This window comes from Rothia sp. HMSC061D12 (assembly GCF_001836735.1).
GTDB lineage: Bacteria > Actinomycetota > Actinomycetes > Actinomycetales > Micrococcaceae > Rothia.
Genome location: NZ_KV830305.1, coordinates 834705 through 849098, shown reverse-complemented (window position 1 = coordinate 849098; position 14394 = coordinate 834705). Strand labels below are relative to the sequence as shown.

13 protein-coding genes are annotated in these 14394 nt (G+C 59.8%); 6 read left to right on the top strand and 7 right to left on the bottom strand.

Annotated elements, in window-relative coordinates; genetic code table 11:
* Window positions 1-184 precede the first annotated feature (184 nt).
* The 3 genes from HMPREF2682_RS03220 to HMPREF2682_RS03210 are packed head-to-tail and all read left to right on the top strand — an operon-like array spanning window position 185 to window position 3009.
* Window positions 185-1192, top strand: a complete 1008-nt coding sequence (locus tag HMPREF2682_RS03220; protein WP_070831379.1) for a metal ABC transporter solute-binding protein, Zn/Mn family — start codon at window positions 185-187, stop codon at window positions 1190-1192.
* Complete coding sequence (locus HMPREF2682_RS03215) at window positions 1193-2092, top strand: metal ABC transporter ATP-binding protein (RefSeq protein ID WP_049327709.1); 900 nt, start codon at window positions 1193-1195, stop codon at window positions 2090-2092.
* Entirely contained in the window at window positions 2089-3009 is a 921-nt protein-coding gene (locus HMPREF2682_RS03210) for a metal ABC transporter permease (RefSeq protein WP_070831376.1), read from the top strand. Before HMPREF2682_RS03215 ends, HMPREF2682_RS03210 begins: the two co-directional genes overlap by 4 nt.
* Window positions 3010-3284: 275 nt before the next feature.
* Here the strand turns inward: HMPREF2682_RS03210 and HMPREF2682_RS03205 are convergent, their stop codons facing one another.
* The gene (locus tag HMPREF2682_RS03205) at window positions 3285-3749 is read right to left on the bottom strand and encodes a Fur family transcriptional regulator (protein ID WP_049342169.1); all 465 of its coding nucleotides are present in this window, start codon (window positions 3747-3749) and stop codon (window positions 3285-3287) included.
* 157 nt (window positions 3750-3906) lie between these two features.
* On the opposite strand from HMPREF2682_RS03205, the gene HMPREF2682_RS03200 reads away from it, so the two are divergent.
* On the top strand, window positions 3907-4584 hold the full coding sequence (locus HMPREF2682_RS03200; protein WP_070831373.1) for an MBL fold metallo-hydrolase: 678 nt from the start codon (window positions 3907-3909) through the stop codon (window positions 4582-4584).
* Window positions 4585-4637: 53 nt separating this feature from the next.
* Complete coding sequence (locus HMPREF2682_RS03195) at window positions 4638-5066, top strand: HIT family protein (protein WP_070831369.1); 429 nt, start codon at window positions 4638-4640, stop codon at window positions 5064-5066.
* Between the two features lie 96 nt (window positions 5067-5162).
* Here HMPREF2682_RS03195 and budA read toward each other — a convergent pair whose 3' ends face one another.
* The 5 genes from budA to lipB form a co-directional block, all read right to left on the bottom strand.
* A complete protein-coding gene (budA, locus tag HMPREF2682_RS03190) occupies window positions 5163-5912 on the bottom strand; it encodes an acetolactate decarboxylase (RefSeq protein WP_070831366.1) in 750 nt (249 codons plus the stop codon).
* A gap of 555 nt (window positions 5913-6467) precedes the next feature.
* Window positions 6468-7892 carry a type I glutamate--ammonia ligase gene (gene glnA, locus HMPREF2682_RS03185; protein WP_070831363.1) on the bottom strand — a complete coding sequence of 475 codons (1425 nt, stop codon included), beginning with the start codon at window positions 7890-7892 and terminating at the stop codon, window positions 6468-6470.
* A 361-nt stretch (window positions 7893-8253) separates the two neighbouring features.
* Window positions 8254-8970, bottom strand: coding sequence for a DUF4191 domain-containing protein (locus tag HMPREF2682_RS03180; RefSeq protein WP_070831360.1), 717 nt, complete (start codon window positions 8968-8970; stop codon window positions 8254-8256).
* A gap of 206 nt (window positions 8971-9176) precedes the next feature.
* On the bottom strand, window positions 9177-10184 hold the full coding sequence (gene lipA / locus HMPREF2682_RS03175; protein ID WP_005505472.1) for a lipoyl synthase: 1008 nt from the start codon (window positions 10182-10184) through the stop codon (window positions 9177-9179).
* Between the two features lie 164 nt (window positions 10185-10348).
* Window positions 10349-11107, bottom strand: a complete 759-nt coding sequence (gene lipB / locus HMPREF2682_RS03170; RefSeq protein WP_256370608.1) for a lipoyl(octanoyl) transferase LipB — start codon at window positions 11105-11107, stop codon at window positions 10349-10351.
* Window positions 11108-11246: 139 nt separating this feature from the next.
* Here lipB and HMPREF2682_RS03165 point away from each other — a divergent pair, with 139 nt between their 5' ends.
* Window positions 11247-12980, top strand: a complete 1734-nt coding sequence (locus HMPREF2682_RS03165; protein ID WP_070831357.1) for a peptidase — start codon at window positions 11247-11249, stop codon at window positions 12978-12980.
* A 207-nt stretch (window positions 12981-13187) separates the two neighbouring features.
* Here the strand turns inward: HMPREF2682_RS03165 and sucB are convergent.
* Window positions 13188-14394, bottom strand: a 1207-nt coding sequence (gene sucB / locus HMPREF2682_RS03160; protein ID WP_070831354.1) for a 2-oxoglutarate dehydrogenase, E2 component, dihydrolipoamide succinyltransferase, incomplete at its 5' end; no start/stop codon positions are given.

Genomic DNA, 14394 nt, shown 5'->3' with positions numbered 1-14394 from the left:
TCACTGGTATATGCCGGTGGTTGATTTTCGCTTGACTTGGTGTTTTTCGGTGATTTAGCCGTTTGAATACCCGTTTATGCCAGTCTTATTTTTGGGCGCTGGATTATAAAGAGTTGTTTATACGGGTGTGCGCATGATGTAGTTAAGGAACCTACAGACTAGAACGAACCGAAAGAGAGCCCTCATGTCGCACCCGAAGATCACCCGCAAGCACTTCCTCACCGCAATGGGCTCACTCGCCGCGTCCTCCCTGCTACTGGCAGGCTGCGCAACCGAGAACAAGACCTCCTCCGGTTCGTCCTCCTCGGCTGGCTCCAACAACGGCAAGGTGAAGGTCGTCGCCTCCACCGACGTCTACGCAGACATCGCCAAGCAGGTTGGCGGCGACTACATTGAGGTCACCGCGCTCATCGCCTCCACCAGCACCGACCCCCACTCCTACGAAGCCACCAGCGCCGACCGCCTCAAGGCAAAGGACGCATCCCTGATCGTCATCAACGGCGCAGGCTACGACCTGTTCCTCGAAGACCTCGCAGGCAAGGACAACGCCTCCCAGAAGATCGTGAACGCGGTCAAGGTCAGCGGCAAGCTCACCGACGCCGAATACACCCACCTGGTCGAGGACCACCGCGGCGGCGAACACCACGAAGACGGCGGCGACCACGCCCACGCACACGAGTTTAACGAGCACCTCTGGTACGACTTCGAAACCATGAAGAAGGTCGCCCAGAAGATCGCTGAAGAGCTCGCAGGCCTCGACTCCGCACACGCTGAGGCGTTCCGCACCAACGCATCCACCTTCTCCAAGGAACTGGACGCACTGGACACCACCGCCAAGGCAATCGCCGGTGAAGGCAAGAAGTACCTGTCTACCGAGCCCGTGCCGGACTACCTGATTTCCTCCACCGGCGCAGAGAACGCAACCCCCAGCGAATTCGCTGAGGCAGCCGAAGCCGGCAACGACGTCCCCGCACTCGTCCTGAAGGAAACCAAGGACATGGTCACCGAGAAGAAGGTCCAGCTGCTCGCCTACAACGAGCAGACCTCCACCTCTCAGACCAACGAGGTGCTGCAGGCAGCTAAGGACGCCTCGGTGAACTACGTATCCTTCACCGAAACCCTGCCGGAGAACACCAACTACCTGGCATGGATGAAGACCAACGTCAGCAACCTCGAAAAGGCGCTCTCCTAAGTGACTGACAACAATAACGGTGCCGCCCCCGCGATTTCCATTCGCGGGGGTAGCCTCGCTTTCGGGGCCCGCACCCTCTGGAAAGATCTAACCCTCGACATCGGCGCAGGCGAATACTTCGCCGTGCTTGGACCCAACGGCTCCGGCAAGTCCACCTTCCTCAAAGTCGTTCTCGGCCTGACCGGACTCAACGCCGGCGAAATCTCCGTGCTCGGCAAACCCGCACGCCTGGGCAACGCCGGCGTCGGCTACGTACCGCAGCAGAAGTCCATCCCCACCTCCACCCCGATGCGCGCCCGCGACCTCGTGGGACTTGGCGTGGACGGGCACCGCTGGGGCATCCGCCTGCACGGCCGCAAATACCGCGCCAAGGTTGACGAACTCCTCGAAGCCGTCGGCGCGACCGAATACGCGAACGTGCCGGTGGGTCTGCTCTCCGGCGGTGAGCAGCAGCGTCTGCGTATCGCCCAGGCGCTCGCGAACGACCCGAAGATTCTGCTGGCTGACGAGGCGCTACTCTCCCTGGACCTCAACCACCAGTACGCGGTGGCTGAGCTGATTCACCGGTTCAACCGTGAACGCGGCGTGGCGGTGGTGTTCGTGACCCACGAAATCAACCCCATCATTGAGCATGTGGATCGCGTGCTCTACCTGGCAAACGGTCGTTTCACGGTCGGCTCGGTGGAAGAGGTCATGACCAGTGAGACTCTCACTTCCCTGTACGGAACCCCGGTGAGCGTGCTCAAGTCTAATGGCCGTTACGTGGTGGTGGGTGAGACTCACGCCAGCGACCACTGCCATATTGAGGGCACCGACCAGAACATTCACGGTTCCCACCTGAAGTCTGGTCTTTCTGAACCGCAGCGCACTCTACACATTCCGGGAGGAACCACTCGATGACCATTCTTGCTTCCCTCCCCGCTCTGGCACCGGTTGCCGCCGCACAGAATGATTTGCTCTCCCGTATCTTCGTTTTTGACCGCTACGGCGAGCTGCTGCAGATGCTGCAGAACTCCATTTTTGCTGGCGCTGTGCTAGGCATTATCGGTGGTTTCGTCGGCATTTTCGTGATGATGCGCGACCACGCCTTTGCGGTGCACGGCGTCTCTGAAATGTCTTTCGCGGGTGCCGCCCTTGCCCTGTTGCTCGGCTATGACGTGGTGACCGGCTCCATGGTCGGTTCGATTGCCTCGGCTCTGCTGATTGCCTTTCTGGGCTCTAAGGCGAGCAATTCGAACTCGGTCATTGGTGCACTCATGCCGTTCGGCTTGGGCTTGGGTATTCTCTTCCTCTCCCTGTACCAGGGCCGTAGCGCGAATAAGTTCGGTCTGCTGACCGGTCAGATCGTGTCCGTGGATGCCGACCAGCTGCACACCATGATTATTGGTGCGGTGGTTATTATCAGCCTGCTGGTGATGGTGTGGCGTCCGCTGAGCTTCGCCTCCCTGGACCCGGAGGTCGCGCGCGCTAAGGGCGTGCCGATGCGCTTTTTGTCCCTGGTGTTCATGGTGATTCTGGGTATTGCTGTGGCGCTGTCTGTGCAGGTGGTCGGTTCGCTGCTGGTGCTGGCGCTGCTGATTACTCCGGCGGCTGCGGCGATGCAGGTGACTGCCTCTCCGGTGCGCACCCTGATTCTGTCGGTGCTGTTCGCGGAGGCGTCCATTGTGGGCGGTATTCTGCTGGCTCTTGCCGGTTCGCTGCCGATTAGCCCCTACGTGACCAGCATTTCCTTCCTGATTTACGTGGTGTGCCGTATGATTGGTGGCGTGAAGCGCCGCCATAGCGCGTCGGGCCGCCAGCTGGCTGAGAAGGCATAAGACCTATAGAAAGAGCCCCACCTCGGGAATGAGGTGGGGCTCTTTCGCTGTCGTGCTGTGTTAGCGCTACGGGTCATGTACCCGGTGCGCAATGCGGGCGCAACCTGTGTGGCGTTATGTTGCCTTGTCCAGATGCCCTGTGTGTCGTGCTGTAGCGGCGTCGAAGATTTTTGAAGGCGCCGTATCCTTCGTTGAGAAGGTTTTCCCCGGTGGGGGGGGGGGAGAGAGAGCTCCTCAGATTGAGGGGCTTAGAGGTTGCGGCTTAGCCTGCAACGTTAGCGTGCAGCGCCGCCCTGCGATTCTTCCTCGCGACGTGCCAAAGTGCAGTCCGGGCAGTAACCGGTCACTTCAACCACGTGCTCCAGCTCCGAGAAGCCGTGCTGCTTGCCCATGGCCAGTGCCCAGTCCTCGAGGGCGGGTGCTTCCAGCTCAATGGCGGTGCCGCATCGGCGGCAGAGCAGGTGGTGGTGATGGTCCTTTACCTGGCAGTGGCGGTACAGGGTCTCACCCTCAACGCCCTTGACCGAGTCCAGCTCACCGGCGTTAGCCAGCGACTGCAGCACGCGGTAGGTGGTTGCGAGAGAGACCTGTTCCTTGCGGTTCGCGAGGGTCAGGTGCAGATCCTGTGCTGAGATGAAATCGCCGAGCTCTTCCATGGTCGCCTTGATGATGCGACGCTGGCGGGTATTTCGGGCTTCGGCGGGCTTCGTAATTCTCCGTACGGGAATATGAGTGTCCATTGCTGAACCTTTCGGGGCGGAGGGCCGCCCCATTGTGTGGTCGATCTTGTCTTACGACTTTACACTAGAGGCGTTCAAAAGGTGGTTGATTTGCGGCTTATCTCAAAAACTGAAGCCGCCGCGAGGGAGCGGTTGGGGTTCGCGGTAGACTGAAACTATGAAGATGACGAAGTACACCCACTCATGTATCCGCCTTGAGAATGAGGGGCGCACCCTCGTTCTTGACCCCGGCAATTTTGCCGCTGAAGGCGAGCATGCCACCGCGCTGGAAGGCGCCGATTACCTGTTCGTGACCCACGCGCATCCGGACCATTTTGATGGTCCGTCGGTGCTGTCGCTGATTGCTGAGCGTGCCGAGTCGCAGAACCCCTTGAAGATTTGGGCGCCCGAGGCTGTCGCCCAGGTTATCAAGGAGGCTGTACCCGCTGCCGAGGTTACCGTTGTTTCCTCCGATTCTGAGTTCAGCGTCCCCGGTTTTGAGGTGAAGACTTACGGCGGTCAGCACGCTCTGATTCACCCGCTGATTCAGACCATCGCAAATATTGGTTACCTGATTAATGGTGCCGTGTACCACCCGGGTGACTCCCTTGTGGTGCCCCACCGTGTGAAGGCGCAGACCGTGCTGGTGCCGATTCACGCACCCTGGTCGAAGGTTCAGGAAGTCATTGATTTTGTGATTGCAACCGGCGCGCAGCGTGTGGTTCCGATTCACAACGGCATGATCAACCAGAACGGCACCGGCATTATTGAGGGCCTGGTGACGAACTTCGGTGCGAAGTACGGCACGGAGCTGAAGCACCTGAACCCCGGCGAGAGCATTGAGGTTGAGGCGTAAGCCTGAACGTTGAGCTTCAAACGCGCCGACGACGGCGCATGAAGGAGATTATTGTGAGCACGATTTTTACCAAGATTATTGACGGCGAGATTCCCGGCCGCTTCGTCTGGAAGGACGATCAGTGCGTGGCGTTCCTCGACATCATGCCACTGTCGGAAGGTCACCTGCTGGTGGTTCCCCGCGCTGAGATTGACCGCTGGCCCGACCTGCCCGAGGAGCTGGCTGCCCACCTGTTCGCTGTGGCGCACAAGATTTCGGGTGCCCTGGATCAGGCATTCGATAAGGACCGTGTGGCTCTGATGATTGCGGGCTTCGACGTTCCGCACACCCACATCCACCTGTTCCCGGCTGACGGCATGGCTGACTACGACCCCGCCAACGCCAAGAAGGATGCTACCGCCGAAGAGCTGGATGCGGCCGCCGAGAAGGTCCGCGCAGCCCTGCGCGAGCGCGGCCACGGCGAGTTCGTGCCCGAGGCGTAAGCGCCGTTTACAGCGCCTATAAACAACGAAGGAGCCGCCCTCTACAGAACAGTAGAGGGCGGCTCCTTCGTCGTTATACCCAAACGGGCGAGAATTTTAGTGCTTTTCAGCCTTGGAGATCTGGTCAGCCAGGTCCTCGGGGGAGAGGTTAGCGGAGGAGAACTCGGGGGTCAGCGGCAGGTGCAGCTGCAGACCGGTGCCGGGGCAAATCTCGACCTTTGCGGAGCGCAGCTTGAAGTCGACCACGTGGCCGCCCTGAACGCGCTTATCGTCGATGAAGTGGGCGTGGCAGCCGGGCACCGAAATGCCCTGCTCGTAGATGGGGGTGCGGAAGCCAACGATCGTGCCGGTTACGTTGTCGAACTGGACGATGTCCTCGTTCTCGGTGGCGGCGACCATCTTCGGGTAGGGCTTCTCCTGCTTGATGACGGTGCGGGTGCGGACCCACTCGAAGTCGCCGTAAATCTTGACGGCGTACATGTAGTTCTTGGAGACGGTGAAGTCATCCAGAATCTGGGAAGCAGACTTACGGAGCAGGTTCTGCGGTAGTTCACGCTTAATCATGGGCACGAAGTTGGTGACCACGGCGTAGGGGGTCTGCTGGCGCAGGTCCGGCAGGGATACGGAGCCGTCGTGACGCACCTGGTAGCAGACGCCGTCGAGGACGACCATTTCGCCGTCGAGGCCGTTGAAGGTACCCACACCGAAGTTGCCGTGGCTCAGGAGCTCACCGATGGTCATCTCGCCATCGTAAATGCCGTCCAGCAGCTGGGACATGAGGCCGGTCTGAAAAACTTCGTTACGGAAAACAGTTTCACCGTTTAGGATGGTCGGCTGATATGCCATGAGATTTCTCCTCGTTACAGTGGATGCGGCGTCAGACGGGTCGGTCGGTCATCGGCGATACTCGCCCTAGCTGATGCTAAAAAGGGGAAGGGCGTCGGTGAGAACACGGCGTTCGGTGTCGTTTCTCGCGGAATTCGTAGGTGCCGCCGGCCGGGCGCACACACTTTCATTGTACGCCTGCCTGCGAACATATCTACCGGTCAGTGGGCCAACATCTTATGATGTGACCTCTAGCCCGCTGAAAGCAGGCACCGGCACGAGGACATAAAAATAGACTGGCGTTCCCTCCGGTTGCACGACAAAAAGGGAGGGAACGCCAGCACCAACAGCTTAGCCCTTAGAGCCGCTCTAAGCGCAACTAAAGCGCGCAAGACCCATCGAGGCATAAAAATATTGGACACGTACTGTCGCCAAAAGTGCTACAGCAAGATAGAAGTCCGCAGAGATACTCCAGCAGACACAACAACGGCCTATACGTTCCTAAAGGAACATATAGGCCGTTGTCTGTTCTCCAGAACGCACCCCCCTACAAGGGGCACCGTTCAGGAAGAAAGATTAGACGCCGTAGTACAGCTGGTACTCAAGCGGGTGCGGAACCAGCGAGAGCGGCTCCAGCTCGTTCTTACGCTTGTAATCGATCCATGCCTGAATCAGGTCCTCGGTGAAGACGCCGCCCTCGAGCAGGAAGTCGTGGTCAGCCTCCAGAGCAGCCAGAGCCTCCTCGAGGTTAGCCGGAGCCTTCTTGATGTCCTTAGCCTCTTCGGCGGGCAGCTCGTACAGGTCCTTGTCAATCGGTGCCGGCGGCTCAATGCGGTTGCGGATACCGTCCAGACCAGCCATCAGCTGAGCAGCGAATGCGAAGTAGGGGTTAGCGGAGGGGTCCGGTGCACGGAACTCCAGACGCTTAGCCTTCGGGTTGGTGCCGGTAATCGGGATGCGGATACCGGCGGAACGGTTACCCTGCGAGTACACCATGTTGATGGGAGCCTCGTAGCCGGGAACCAGACGCTTGTAAGAGTTCACGGTCGGGTTGGTGAACGCCAGAACAGCGGAGGAGTGCTCAATCAGACCGCCAATGTACCAGCGTGCGGTGTCAGAGAGGTTAGCGTAGCCGCGCTCGTCGTAGAACAGGGGCTCACCGTTCTGCCACAGAGACTGGTGGCAGTGCATACCGGAGCCGTTGTCGCCGAAGACGGGCTTGGGCATGAAGGTCACGGACTTGCCCCATGCGTCTGCGGTGCCCTTGATGACGTACTTGAACTTCAGCAGGTCGTCAGCAGCCTTGGTGAGGGTGTCGAACTTGTAGTTGATCTCTGCCTGGCCGGCTGCGCCCACCTCGTGGTGGCTACGCTCAACCTCGAGGCCAACCTCGTCCATTGCTACGCACATTGCGTCACGCAGGTCAGCCTGCTTGTCGACGGGGGAGACGGGGAAGTAGCCGCCCTTGACGGGGGTCTTGTTGCCCAGGTTGCCGCCCTCTTCCTTGCGGCCGGTGTTCCAGGGAGCCTCGTCAGAGTCAATCTTGTAGAACACAGAATTCGGCTCAACCTGGTAGCGGACGTCCTCGAAGACAAAGAATTCAGCCTCGGATGCGAAGAACGCGGTGTCTGCAATGCCGGTGGACTGCAGGTATGCCTCGGCGCGCTCAGCAACGCCGCGGGGGTCACGGTGGTAGGGCTCACCGGTGCGGGGGTTCACGATGGAGCAGATGATGACCAGGGTCTTCTCAATGCGGAAGGGGTCAACGTATGCGGACTGAACATCGGGGATCAGCTGCATGTCGGACTCAGCAATGCCCTGGAAGCCGCGAATGGAGGAGCCGTCAAAAAGCTGGCCGTTGACGAAGAAATCGTCATCAATCGCCTTGGCGGGCAGGTTGAAGTGCTGCTGCACGCCGGGCATGTCGGTGAATCGGATATCAACGAAGACTACTTCTTCGTTCTTGATAAAGTCGAGAACTTCCTGGGGGCTGGTAAACATGAGGACTGCTCCTTGTTCGACTGACGGTGCAGGAGGGTATCTTCCCTCATCACATTCAGTCTTTGGTTTAGTTTTTGGCCGCGGGCAAAACCCTGTGACATATCAAGCATAGTGGTTATTTTTTGCGCGTGCGTGACTATCGTGTTTCGGTAATGTTACAAATCCTGGAAAGGAGTTACATTTTGGTTGCCTCACGAAACACAGCGTAGCCGCTAACGCCCCGCATCAAGGGCAGTAGCAGAGCCCGTAGCAACGCCAGTAGCAGCGCCAGTAGCAGTCCAATAATCGGGCGTAACAAAAGGCTCCGGCCCTCCCACAGGGGAAGAGCCGGAGCCTTCAAAACCTTATATCAGCGCCTCGCTTAGCGGCCGCGCATCGCACGACGGTCGGGGCGTGCACGCATCGGGTCAACACCCTTCGGCAGACCGTTCATCGGGTTACGCATAGTGTTCAGGGTGCTCAGACGACCCGAAACAACCTGCATCTCCTGCTGAGTCAGAGCCTTCGGAAGCTTGTTCATGGTCTTCACAACGTCCTTGAGCTCAACCTGACCCTCATCGTGACCGGTCTCAATCACATGAACCGGAACGCCGGGAGCCACACGAGCCAGGTGCTTCTTCTCAGTGTTCACCAGCGAGTTCACACGGCTGTGAGGGCCCTCGGTCACCAGCACAATACCGGGACGGCCCAGCGCACGGAACACCAGATCCTGGTTACGGTTCGCAGCAACAGGCTGCTCCTCAACAATCCAGCCGCGGCGCACCGAGTTCATCGCCGCACCACTACGACCGGGCTGGTTCTCAATCTGAGCAAAAGCCGCAGTCTGCGCGCGGCGACCCAGCAGAAGCATCACCACAATAGCGGCAACGCCCAGACCCAGAATCAGGAAAGTAATCCAGTTATTCAGGGCAATACCGATGAGGAGGAAAACCAAAAGGGTACCCAGAGCCGACAGACTCAGAATCCAACCGATATTCGGGTCGGACTTCTTGGTCATCTGGTAGACCTGCTTCATCTGGGCGAAAGTGCCCGGAGTGCGTTCCTTCTTCTTTTTCTTCTCTTCGCGCTTATCTGCCACGATTCTTCCTCGGCTGGTTCTTCCGCGGTCCCGAAGCGCCTCAAACGCTCACGGAACCATAGTGACGTAACGATGCAGTGTATGCCTGCAATTTTTCTAGTTTACCCTACCCACACAAGGGACGGGGCATAAGGGGAGGCTCCCCGAACACCGGACGAAACCGGGTTCGAGGAGCCTCAACGCTCTCAGAAAGATTCTGAAAAGGCTTAGTAGCCTGCAGCCACCAGAGAGGAGGCTTCCTGCAGGGCTGCACCCTCACCCTCAATGTGAGCCAGGTTCTCGGGAATCGGGTAGCCGTTCTTGCGCATTGCACGAGCCCACAGGCGACCTGCACGGTACGAAGAACGAACCATCGGGCCCGCCATAACGCCAGCGAAACCAATCTCCTCAGCCATGTTCGCAAAGTCCACGAACTGCTGCGGCTTCACCCAACGCTCAATCGGGTGGAAGAGCGGACCGGGGCGCAGGTACTGGGTGAGGGTAATGATGTCACAGCCAGCATCGTGCAGATCGCACAGCGCCTCGTAAATCTCGTCATCGGTCTCGCCCATACCCAGAATCAGGTTGGACTTGGTGACCATGCCGCCTTCCTTAGCCTGGGTAATAACATCCAGGGAACGCTCGTAACGGAACGCCGGGCGAATCTGACGGAAGATGCGGGGAACGGTCTCCAGGTTGTGCGCGAACACCTCAGGCTTAGCGTCAATTACCTTCTGAACATGCTCGGGAACACCCTTGAAGTCGGGCACGAGCATCTCAACGCCGGTGTTCGGGCACATCTTGTGAATCTGGCGGGTGGTCTCTGCGTACAGCCACGCACCGCCGTCTTCCAGATCGTCACGAGCCACACCGGTCACGGTAGCGTAACGCAGACCCATGACCTTAACGTTCTTAGCAACCTTGAACGGCTCAGCGTAGTCCACAGCAACGGGCTTACCGGTCGCAATATTGCAGAAGTCGCAACGACGGGTGCACTCGGAACCACCAATCAGGTAGGTTGCCTCACGGTCTTCCCAGCACTCGTAAATATTGGGGCAGCCAGCCTCTTCACACACGGTGTGCAGGCCCTGACCGCGAGCCAGCTCGCGCATCTCGTTGTATTCGGGGCCAACAATAGCCTTGGTCTTAATCCAGTGAGGCTTCTTCTCAATGGGAACCTCAGCGTTGCGGGCCTCCACACGCAGTAGCTTGCGTCCTTCAGGTGCGGTGCTCAAAAGTCTTCTCCTTGGTCTAGATGTGCCCTCTGTGCAGGTGGGCCATCTTCTATTTTACGCCCGCTCAGGCGTAGGTGAAACTGATTTTCGTATATGACGAACAAAGCCGGACGCGTTACGTGTACGGCCCGTTCGATGCTTCTTGACTGCGTCTAACCCTGCGTTTAGTCCTGCGCCGCAATGGGCTCGAAAGACTCCGCCAGGCGGTCCTGGTACTTCAGAAGCTCCGCCTCCAGCGGCTCCAAAATATCGGCGGGGGTGACGGTGCGGCCCAGCTGCTCCGAAATAGTGGTAACACCCGCATCGCTAATGCCGCAGGGAATGAACTGCTGGAAGGGTGCGGTGTCGTTGCAGCAGTTAATCGCAAAGCCGTGCATGGTGGTGTTACGGGAAACGCGCATGCCCAGTGCCGCGATCTTCTTGTCCTGGGTGATGCCGTTGCCCAGAATCCACACGCCGCTACGGCCCTCAACGCGCTCACCCTTAATGCCCAGACCGGCAAGGACGTTAATGATGATTTCCTCGATAATGCGCACATACGCCACCACGTCAATGGGCTCGGGCAGGCGCAGAATCGGGTAGCCGGTCAGCTGGCCGGGGCCGTGCCAGGTCAGCTTGCCGCCGCGGTCAATCTTGACGACGGGGGTGGACTTGTCTGCGGGGTACTCGTGGTCTTCGGTGCGTTTACCGGCAGTAATCACTGCCTCGTGCTCAAGCAGAAGAATCGTATTCTGGCGGGTGCGGTTAGCCACCTCATCGTGGATGCGGTACTGCTCGTCCAGGCACTCAACATAGTTCACATAGTTCGGGGCGAAGCCCACGCGTTCAATCGTCACAGACATACTTTCTACCTTAGTACTGCTGGTGGAGGGAAGAAAATTAGGGCGCCCTGAATCACGTGATGAGCGAACACGTCGGAATATTACGTGAGGGTATGCTCAATGGGAGGAAGGGCGAATAAGCAGATAAATGCCTGAATTCACCTTTGGGGTTCTTTGGGGTATTTGAACTGTTTTAGTGTGCTTAAAGATATTGTTTGATGTAATTTGATAACATGATGGTATGAGAAGCAAAGAAGCACACGTTCTGGAAAGCATCGCCAACCCGGCTCTACCCACCCTGCAGATTGTCGAGTACCGGGGCGAAACCACCGCAAGTGCACCCACCGAGAGCGCACCCGCCGTACGTTCCGTACCCTCCGCGCACCCCGGACGCTACACCCTGCGCACCATTTCTCAGCCTGCCCCGCCTGCTCCCTCCACCCCTGTAGCTCCCTCCACCCAGCTGGCTCCCGCCGCGCCCACTCTGCGCGCGGCAGCCAACGGGTACGGATTCGAGGAAAATACGGATGCATCCGCCCAGAGGCACGTCCAGACCCCGCAGGTAGCCGCCGCTCTACGTAACGCGCCCGGACTCGCCAAGCTCCACGCCGTTACTAGTGAGAGCGCCGATAGCGCCGATCAGCTGTGCCTCTGGTACGAGCCCCTCGATGCGGGCACCCTTGACAAGCTCCTGCGCGCTCGCGCCCTGACACCCGCCGAGCTCATGACCCTGGCACGCACCCTGCACCGGGCGCTCGGCAGTCTCAAAAAGGTGGGGGAGGGGCGCGCCGAACTAAGCGCCGAATATATCGCTCTGAGCGCCGCCGGAGTGCCCAAACTCCTGCTACCTGATGCCGTCTATCGTGAAGCGGCTCCTCTAGATACGGAACAGCTCACCGCCGCTCGGGGCAACTACGCACGTTCCGCAGCGGCACTGCTCTGGCAAGCCGCCTGCGGGCACGCACCGGAACCCTCCGCCGCCCGCGTACCCCTCTCACTGCGCATGGATTCACAGCGCATGGGAGTGGTCGGTACTGCAACCGATGGGGCACCCAGCAGCGAGTGGATTGAGCGCCTCGGCAGAGCCCTCGAATACCTGCTGGACGCACCCACCCAGGATGCGGCGCTCGCAGGGCTCAGCTCCGTGGTCGCCCTGGCGGAGGAGGTGCCGCCTCGCCCGCTCAACGTCTACCTGAGCTGTTCAGAACGAGCCCGCGCCCTAATTCCCGCAGCTGTGGAGCCCGCGCCGGTACAGAAGCTCTCAAAGGCGCAAAAGGCGCAACGCTACCTGGCGGAACGTTTGCCACACGTGAAGAAGCCGGGCATGAAGAAGCCAGCAGCTACCGCAGGTTCTAAGCCGTTGAGCCCCACTGTGAACCCCGCAGAGACTGCGCCGCCCGCTCTAAAGAACGCAGCGGCGACGGGCACATCCCGCCTGACGGCGCTACGCAGTGCGTTCACCCGCCCCACCGCGCGACTGGGACTGGCTGCACGCCTGGGACTTGCCGCGCTCGCACTGGGGGCTATCGCGCTGCCTCTCGGGTTCACCCTCTACGGGCAGAACGCTCCGGCAACGGCGCAGCCCGTATCCGCTCAATCTGTGAACGCAGCGGGGGAGCAGGGGACCGGTGGCACGGCAACACAGGATCAGAGCACGCAGGATACAACCGCGCAGGATAAAAGCGCACAGGGCGATCAGATTCTACGAGCCCTGATCGACCAGCGAAACCAAGAACGCCGTGCCCGAGGCGGCGCAGAGCTCACTGTCGACACCGCCGAAGAACTCAGCCGCGACAGCGAGAACATCCGCGTTATGGCGGTAGTCTCCGCACCCGGCTACCGCGCCGATAAAACTGAGCAGGATGCCCGTAAACTCAGCGAAGAAAACGGCGTCACCCGCCAGAAAGTCATCTTCGACCTGCACCGCGGTGAGAAAGGCTGGGAGATAGCCCGCGCCGAACCCGTACCGGCATAGCTGACGCCGCGTAACTGACACCATGCAGCTGACGCCGCGTAACTGACACCGTAGAAACGCGGACACAACAAAAGGCGGCGGCCCCACCCACCGAAGTGGATGGAACCGCCGCCTTCTGCTCACTGTCCGGGAAAACCCGGAGAGCTACGCTCGGTTACCCATCAGGGCACCGCCACAAGGAAACTTCCTTGAATCTATGCAGGTGTCTTAGAGACCCAGCTCAGACTCGAAGTTTGCCTCCTCCAGGCGGGTCTTGAGGGTGTGCAGGAAGCGACCAGCGTCCGCACCGTCGACCACGCGGTGATCGTAGGTGAGGGACAGGTAGCACATGGAGCGGATAGCGATAACGTCGTTACCGTCAACATCCTTAACAACCATGGGGCGCTTCACGATGGAACCGGTACCGAGGATTGCAACGTTCGGCTGGTTGATGATCGGGGTGTCGAACAGTGCACCGAAGGAACCAATGTTGGTGATGGTGAAGGTCGAACCCGACAGCTCCTCGGGGGAGATGTCGCCGGTGCGTGCGCGGCCACCCAGGTCGCCAATAGCCTTTGCCAGGCCAGCAATGCCCAGGTCAGAAGCGTTCTTGATGACGGGAACCAGCAGACCCTTGGGGGTGTCCACAGCAATAGCGATGTTCTCGGAGCCGTGGTAAGTGATCTGCTTGTAGTCTTCGGTCATGGAAGCGTTCAGAGCGGGGTGCTGCTGCAGAGCCTCAGCGGATGCCTGGACGAAGAAGGGCAGGAAGGTCAGCTTAGCGCCCTCACGAGCAGCGAAGCCGTCCTTAGCCTTTGCACGCAGCTGAACGATGCGGGTCACGTCAACCTCGGTGACCTGGGTCAGCTGGGTGGAGATGTCCAGGGACTCACGCATACGCTTTGCAATAACCTGGCGGATACGTGCGGTCTTCTCGACGGTGCCACGCTTGGGGGAAACCTCGAAGGTGTGCGGTGCCTTTGCGGAACCAGCAGCCGGAGCAGCAGCTGCAGCGGGAGCAGCAGCGGCGGGAGCAGCGGAACCCTTAGCAGCGATAGCAGCCTGAACATCCTGCTTGCGGATGCGGCCACCAACACCGGTGCCCTTGACGGTGGACAGGTCGATGCCGTTGTCCTTAGCGAGCTTACGGACCAGCGGGGTCACGTATGCTTCGCCCTCAGCAGCTGCCGGAGCGGCAGGTGCAGCGGGAGCTGCAGGAGCTGCAGGAGCTGCGGGTGCAGCGGGTGCAGCCGGAGCAGCAGCGGGTGCTGCAGGAGCTGCGGGAGCCTCAGCAACCGGAGCGGGAGCAGCCGGTGCAGCAGCAGCGGAAGCGTCGCCGATGATAGCCAGAACCTGGCCAACCTCTGCGTCCTCATCCTCGGGGATGCGGATCTCGAGCAGGGTACCTGCTACGGGGGAGGGAACCTCGGTGTCA